Origin of the sequence: Pedobacter sp. HMWF019 (assembly GCF_003061025.1) — a bacterium.
In the GTDB taxonomy this organism is placed as follows: domain Bacteria; phylum Bacteroidota; class Bacteroidia; order Sphingobacteriales; family Sphingobacteriaceae; genus Pedobacter.
Map to the genome: position 1 here is coordinate 4,606 of NZ_QAIL01000577.1, position 3,895 is coordinate 8,500.

The 3,895-nt window shown below is 39.1% G+C and carries 6 protein-coding genes; 1 reads left to right on the forward strand and 5 read right to left on the reverse strand.

All coding sequences use genetic code 11. The features are described from left to right. Nucleotides 1-361: class I SAM-dependent methyltransferase (locus tag DBR11_RS27610; RefSeq protein WP_158275402.1), on the forward strand; the 361-nt coding region annotated here is incomplete at its 5' end. Between the two features lie 119 nt (nt 362-480). On the opposite strand, the gene DBR11_RS27615 is transcribed toward DBR11_RS27610, so the two are convergent. The 5 genes from DBR11_RS27615 to DBR11_RS27635 all read right to left on the reverse strand — a co-directional run. Beyond that, complete coding sequence (locus DBR11_RS27615; RefSeq protein ID WP_108555761.1) at nt 481-804, reverse strand: helix-turn-helix transcriptional regulator; 324 nt, start codon at nt 802-804, stop codon at nt 481-483. Beyond that, entirely contained in the window at nt 785-1,237 is a 453-nt protein-coding gene (locus DBR11_RS27620) for an SRPBCC domain-containing protein (RefSeq protein WP_108555762.1), read from the reverse strand. Before DBR11_RS27620 ends, DBR11_RS27615 begins: the two co-directional genes overlap by 20 nt. 114 nt (nt 1,238-1,351) lie before the next feature. Continuing rightward, nucleotides 1,352-2,047 carry a LytTR family DNA-binding domain-containing protein gene (locus DBR11_RS27625; RefSeq protein WP_108555763.1) on the reverse strand — a complete coding sequence of 232 codons (696 nt, stop codon included), beginning with the start codon at nt 2,045-2,047 and terminating at the stop codon, nt 1,352-1,354. Next, complete coding sequence (locus DBR11_RS27630; RefSeq protein ID WP_108555764.1) at nt 2,044-3,192, reverse strand: TlpA disulfide reductase family protein; 1,149 nt, start codon at nt 3,190-3,192, stop codon at nt 2,044-2,046. Before DBR11_RS27630 ends, DBR11_RS27625 begins: the two co-directional genes overlap by 4 nt. Nucleotides 3,193-3,216: 24 nt before the next feature. Continuing rightward, a partial coding sequence (locus tag DBR11_RS27635) for a sensor histidine kinase (RefSeq protein WP_199233986.1) occupies nt 3,217-3,895 on the reverse strand: 679 nt, incomplete at its 5' end.

A 3,895-nucleotide genomic window follows, 5' to 3' on the forward strand; every position in this document is an offset into this window, starting at 1 on the left:
AGCACCGGTAGAGAAAATGCCCTTTGAAAATGAAAGTTTTGATCTGGTCATTAGTTCCGCGGTTCTACATTTTGCAGAGAACCAGGAGCATTTTGATGCTATGCTAAACTCCATGTGGAATGCCTTAAAACCCGGGGGATACCTTTTCTGCCGTCTCGCCTCAGAAATCGGAATCGAAACTTCAGTCAGATTTATTGGAAATGGCCGTTACATCCTTCCTGACGGATCAGAAAGATTCCTGGTTAACCAGGAAATGCTCCAGCGCCTCACCAAACGGCTTGACGGACACATTTACGAACCCATAAAAACCACCAACGTACAAAACATGAGAGCCATGACCACCTGGTGTGTGCGGAAATAGAATAAGCTCAGGGGGAGTAGATTGACTTATATTCATCCGCAGGATGGTGTTAATTTTAAGGTGGTTTATCTTGGTTTTGAATTCGACTCACCGAATCGCTCAGCAATTTTTTATACATCTTAGCTAGGTAATTTGTTATTTAATAAGGTTTCCAATTTTTTCAGTTTCGATGCCCAGAACTCATCAAAGTAGTTCAGCCAGGCCCGCAGTTCTTCAAAACCATCCTTTTTCAACGTGCAATAGCGTTCCCTGCCCACATCCTGAATAGAAATAAATCCGGCAGTTTCCAGTATTTTGACATGCTTGGATACAGCTGGACGGCTCATATCGAAATTATCGGCCAGGCTGTTGATGGTCAAACTATCCTCCGAAAGGAGCAGCAGCATTTTCCGTCGGCTCGGATCTCCGATCACCTGGAAGGTATCAAGCGTTGGTATGGCCATGTGCATCCGTATTTATAAGTTTTTCGATGTTTTGGAATTTCTCCAACCAGCCGTGCAGCAGGCCATGGTACAGATCCAGATTTTCTGCCTTATCGAAGCCGTGGTGGTCCAAAAACACTTCGGTGCCGTTGTTCTTGGGTTCGAGCCGCCAGGTCACAACCGATTCAAGTGTGATCTTACCTTGGCCAGGGCCGCAATTCCAGGAATAGCTTAATGTTTTTAAGGGCTCAATTTCCAGCACCTTACAATAAAAAATACCGTCAAAATTCAGGTTAGCTATGCTGCCCGTCCGGAACTGAAATTCATGCCCTAAAACAGGCTGAAAATCATTTTTCATAAGCCATTGTGTCATGAGATTGGAATTGGTTAGATACTCCCAAACCGTCTTAACGGGATGGGCGAAGAAATACTGGTGTTTAATAACTTTTGCCATAATGAGTAACCTATAAGTTACCTAAAGGTATAAGTAACTTATGAGTTACGCAAATTTATTTTTATTTTTTTGATCGGGGTAGACAGGAGTTGATAAAAGAATCAATACTAGCTTCTATAATTCTCCCTTAAGATCTTGCAGAAGCTGGTCTCTATATAATTTAGACAATGGAATCTTATTGCCGGCTACAGTTACCTGATGCTTCTCAATCCGCTCGATTTTCTGTCTGGAAATAATAAATGATTTATGAACCCTTACAAATTGATCTGTAGGGAGCTTTGCCTGCAATTCTGTCAATGTAATACGTGTAAGCGTATGTTTATCCGTTTCATGCAAACCCACATAATTATCTTCTGCTTTCGCGTAAAGCAGGTTATTAAATTTAATTTGTACCCAGTCGTGCCCATCCTTTACAAATAAAGCCTTCTCCTCGACTCTTTTTTTTACGTCAGGCACTTGATATCTCGTTTCAGCCAGCTTACATGCTTTTAGAAAGCGCATAAAATTGATTGGCTTTAATAAGTAGTCAGTAGCGGCCAACTCAAAGCCCTTTAATGCATAATCAGGATAAGCAGTAGTAAAAACGATCTGAACTTCTGGGTTTAGCATTGAGGCAAATTCAATACCCGAAAGATCAGGCATAGCGATGTCAAGAAACACTAAATCTACGCACTCATTTTTAACATACAGCAGTGCATCTGTCGCGCTTAAAAAGGTCGCATCAAGCGAAATAAAAGGTATCTTTTCTGCGTGAGCCCGAATAATATCGAGCGCTACAGGCTCATCGTCAATTGCTATTACTTTGATCATTCTACAGGCAACACTTGTTTAAGTTTCTCTCCTAAGTTTTTGGTTTCAATATCCCTTGCAATAATCACACCTTGAGGATCAATCAAAAAACTCTGTGGAATTTTCCGGATACTATAAAGCTTTGCCACCGCATTTTCCCAGTGCTTTAAATCTGAAACCTGTGTCCAATTTAATCCATCATCCTCTATTGCTTTTAACCACGCATCTTTTCCATCTAAACCATCAAGGGATATACCCAATATAGTAAAATTTCTCCCTTTAAATTCATTGTAGATTTTAACAAGTTCGATGTTAGTATCCCGGCAAGGCCCACACCATGAAGCCCAGAAATCAATCAGCACATACTTTCCTCTAAATGAGGTTAAATTGATAGGTTTACCACTAGTATCATTCTGCACAAAAACAGGTGCCAGAGTACCTGGATTAAGACCTTTCTGATCTGAAAGGAATTTCCAAAATTCTTTGGCGGATGGCATGTTTCGTACGTTCACAGAGAGTCTTTTAAATATAGGTTCTATCACTACAAGATCCGGGAAGGGCCCGGCATATTCCTGCAATGCACTTAATGCGATAAAGCTGCCAGGATTTCCATTAATAAATTTCAGCTGAATGGCCTTTTTGATCAAGCTTAAACTATCTAGTTTTTTGTTCAGTAGTACAGAATTTGCCTTATCAGCAGTTTCCATCAATTCACTGATCTTATTTCTCTGTTCAGTTACAGGACGAAGTATTTGCTCTAGCTTAAAGTAATCCGAATTGATACCTTTTCCAACAAATCTTGCATTGGCAATTACCTGGCTCGATGTTTTCAACGCTACTTGCCCCGGGTAAATGTACATGCGTAACGCATCTTGTTTATCATGTCTTTTTTTAAGCATTCCCAAAAAACCAATATTTGTAGTATCACACACAAGAGTTGCATATATTGGTCTTTCTATTTTCCCCTTAAAAACGAATATGCCATTACCCTGCGTTGCAGAATCAACTATTTTTTTACCGTCCTTTTGATACAATAGATAAATCTTGGCCGTCAAAGGCATTTTTGCAGCATTTATTCTAACGGTAAACAAAGAATCTTTAGTCTGAGATACAGACATAAAAGGTACCGCTGCCACGAAAAGCAGTAACATTACTTTCTTAATCATAATTACAAAAAATGAATGAGGTATTTAAAACTTGAGTTTAAGCCAAAATGAAACTTTATAATCTAAACCAGTGCTTTTTTGATCTAACTGGTAACTGTCTTGATAAAGCAGATCCAAACGCTTAGTGGTATTTTTTATTCCCGTATTATTTCCTTTAACTTCTGCACGGTTCTGAACAATGGTGTTAAACACTTCCATATTTAGCTCATTTTCTACCACAATAACCTTTACCTGCACTTCACATTGATTATCCATACTGATGCCGTACTTAAAAGCATTTTCAATAAACGGAAGAAGCAATAGCGGTGCGATCTTGAGTTGGTGATTACGATCATCCGAAACAATTTGAGTACTAATTTTTATATTATCCTTTTCAGGCAAACGTACCTGCTGAAGTTTAAGATAGTTTTCGATAAACTTCAATTCCTCTACAAGCGGCACAAAATTCTCATGCATTCCGTGAATGGTATAACGCATCATATCAGACATGATATCAATCCCTTCAGCAGTATCCGGTGCTTTTTCTTTTAACGCCGTACCATAAAGATAATTTAAAGCATTAAATAAGAAATGGGGGTTCAGTTGAGCCTTTAATGCATGAAGCTCATTATCTGCTTGCTGAATCCTATTCAGCTTTCTATTCTTATTTTGATGATAATAGTCCCTGACTATTGCATAAATAAACGCATAAGCAGCCATAACT